This window comes from Pseudomonas mandelii (genome assembly GCF_002251635.1).
In the GTDB taxonomy this organism is placed as follows: domain Bacteria; phylum Pseudomonadota; class Gammaproteobacteria; order Pseudomonadales; family Pseudomonadaceae; genus Aquipseudomonas; species Aquipseudomonas mandelii_B.
Map to the genome: position 1 here is coordinate 1 of NZ_NMOJ01000036.1, position 2,928 is coordinate 2,928.

At 59.3% G+C, this 2,928-nt stretch carries 3 protein-coding genes; all 3 read left to right on the forward strand.

Annotated elements, in window-relative coordinates; translation table 11 throughout:
* Positions 1–74: 74 nt before the first annotated feature.
* The 3 genes from B7L09_RS05555 (at position 75) to B7L09_RS05565 (ending at position 2,673) form a co-directional block, all read left to right on the forward strand.
* On the forward strand, positions 75–1,244 hold the full coding sequence (locus tag B7L09_RS05555; protein ID WP_094468050.1) for a ribosomal protein uL16 3-hydroxylase: 1,170 nt from the start codon (positions 75–77) through the stop codon (positions 1,242–1,244).
* A complete protein-coding gene (locus B7L09_RS05560; RefSeq protein WP_094468051.1) occupies positions 1,237–1,662 on the forward strand; it encodes a GNAT family N-acetyltransferase in 426 nt (141 codons plus the stop codon). The genes B7L09_RS05555 and B7L09_RS05560 overlap by 8 nt, the downstream gene beginning before the upstream one ends.
* 249 nt (positions 1,663–1,911) lie before the next feature.
* Positions 1,912–2,673, forward strand: a complete 762-nt coding sequence (locus B7L09_RS05565) for a secretin N-terminal domain-containing protein (RefSeq protein WP_094468052.1) — start codon at positions 1,912–1,914, stop codon at positions 2,671–2,673.
* Positions 2,674–2,928: the final 255 nt, after the last annotated feature.

Here is a 2,928-nt window from a genome sequence, read left to right on the forward strand (position 1 = left end):
CCCNTTTGAGACGCCCGGCCGCGCCGGGCGTTTTTATTCCTGTCTTAAAAGTGCTTTTTTTCAATAGGTTACACATGAATCCTGATATTCCTCTTCAACTTCTGGGCGGCATCACGGCACGCGAATTCCTGCGCGACTACTGGCAGAAAAAACCGTTGCTGATTCGTCAGGCCATCCCTGATTTCGAAAGCCCGATCGATGCCGACGAACTGGCCGGCTTGGCCCTGGAAGAAGAAGTCGAATCGCGCCTGGTGATCGAGCACGGCGAGCGCCCATGGGAANTGCGTCGCGGCCCGTTCGCCGAAGACGNNTTCAGCACCCTGCCTGAGCGCGACTGGACCCTGCTGGTTCAGGCCGTTGACCAGTTCGTGCCGGAAGTGGCCGAGCTGCTGGAGCACTTCCGCTTCCTGCCAAGCTGGCGCATCGACGACGTGATGATCAGCTTTGCCGCACCTGGCGGCAGCGTCGGCCCGCACTTCGATAACTACGACGTGTTCCTGTTGCAGGCCCAAGGCAAGCGCAACTGGAAAATCGGCCAGATGTGCAACTCCGAGAGCCCGTTGCTGCAGCACGCCGACCTGCGCATCCTCGCCGAATTCGAGCAAAGTGAAGAATGGGTGCTGGAACCCGGCGACATGCTCTACCTGCCGCCGCGCCTCGCGCACTTCGGCATCGCTGAAGATGACTGCATGACCTACTCGGTCGGCTTCCGCGCACCGAGCGCCGCTGAAGTATTGACCCACTTCACCGACTTCCTCAGCCAGTTCCTGTCGGACGAAGAACGCTACACCGACGCCGACGCGCTGCCTGCGGTTGATCCGCACCAAATCCAGCATGACGCCCTTGATCGCCTNAAAGGCCTGCTGGCCGAGCACATGAGTGACGAGCGCATGCTGCTGACCTGGTTCGGCCAGTTCATGACNGAGCCGCGCTACCCGGAGCTGGTGGTGGGCCCGGAAGAGATCGAAGAAGACGACCTGCTCGCCAGCCTGGAGCAAGGCGCGATACTGATCCGCAACCCAAGCGCACGCCTGGCCTGGTCCGAAGTCGANGACGACGTGTTGCTGTTCGCCAGCGGCCAGAGCCGTTACCTGCCCGGCAAACTGCGCGAGCTGTTGAAACTGATCTGCGCTGCCGACTCCCTGCACACCGACAATCTGGGCGAGTGGCTGAGCGACGAAGACGGCCGCGGCCTGCTGTGTGAACTGNTCAAGCAAGGAAGCCTGGGATTTGCCGATGAGTAAAATTCACGTTCGTGTCGCAGACTGGCAAAAGGACAACGCCGAGATCCGGCGCATTCGTGAGACGGTGTTCATTGCCGAGCAATCCGTTCCGCCAGAGCTGGAATGGGATGCCGATGACGCAACGGCGGTGCATTTTCTGGCCTTCGAAGGCGACTTTCCAATTGGCACCGCCCGCCTGCTGCCCGATGGGCACATCGGCCGGGTATCAGTGCTCAAAGACTGGCGCGGTTTGAAAGTCGGCGATGCGCTGATGCAAGCGGTGATCGGTGAAGCCGAGAAGCGCGATCTGAAGCAGCAAATGCTGAGCGCACAGGTCCAGGCCACGGCGTTCTATCAGCGCCTGGGCTTCAGCCTGGTCAGTGAGGAGTTCCTGGAAGCCGGGATTCCGCATGTGGACATGGTGCGGCACTCGGTCTGACACCGAGTCGCACCCTTCGCGGGCAAGCCTCGCTCCTACAGGATTTATGCTGAANGGCAAGCCTCGCTCCTACAGGATTTATGCTGAACCTTAGGTGCGAGGCCTGCCCGCGAAGGCGGCCTAAAGAACACACAAAACGCCCCGCCATCCCCGGATGCCGGGGCGTTTTGCTGTCTACGATTCAACTTGCCCCACGCCGGGCCGACAAACTGGCAATATCAACACTTCAAGATGTCGGAGATAACGGATATGTCCCTACGCACCCTACTCACCACGCTGCTGCTGACGTGCAGTTTTTCAGTCATGGCAGCCACCGAGATCGTGCCCCTGAACTACCGCACCAGTGCCGATATGCTCCCCATGGCGCAGGATTTCATTGGCAAGGACGGTCAGGTCAGCGCCTACGGCAACCAGCTGATCGTCAATGCCGATCAACGCAAGATCGACGAACTTAAGGCCCTTGTTGCACAACTCGACGTTGCCGCCAAGCGCCTGCTGATCACCGTCGACACCAACGAAAACAACTTCCAGGGCGACCAGGGTTACTCGATCAACGGCGCCAAGCCGAGCCAGACACGCATCATCAATCGCAGCACCGACAGCCGCGATGGCGGCATCCAGCAGATTCAGGCCAGTGAAGGTGCACCGGCGCTGATTCAGGTCGGCCAAAGCGTACCGCTCACCAGCTCTCAGACCGATTCCTACGGCGACCTGCGCAGCCAGACCGAGTACCGCAACGTCACCCAGGGCTTCTACGTCACCGCCAGCGTCACCGGCGACATCGTTCACCTCTCGATCAGTACCAACCGTGACCGCATGAGCCAGGAACGTCCCGATGTAGTGAATGTGCAAAGTACCGACACAACTGTCACAGGACGTCTGGGCGAGTGGATCACCCTGGCCGGTGTAAACCGCCAGACTCAGGCCGATAAACAGGGCCTGACCCGCAGCTACTCGACTCAGGGCCGGGATGACATGACGTTGCGGGTGAAAGTCGATACTTTGGACTAAACCACCGAAAACTGACTGATTAGTCTTATTAGACCAAAGATGTAGTGCCTNAAAAAAAGCACTACAAAACGTTTGACGATCCAAAAAAGCATGGGCATGATGACCTCGCTCCCGCTAATCAGGGGCCCTGGCAAGGGCCTTCGGATCGTCGCTCTAAGCTACCCATCTGAGCCGATTCGTGTCTGTACCGCCCACAAGGTGTGTTTGACGAGGTTGCGACTGGAACGAAGTTGTCCCGAGGGACGGAAGCNTAAC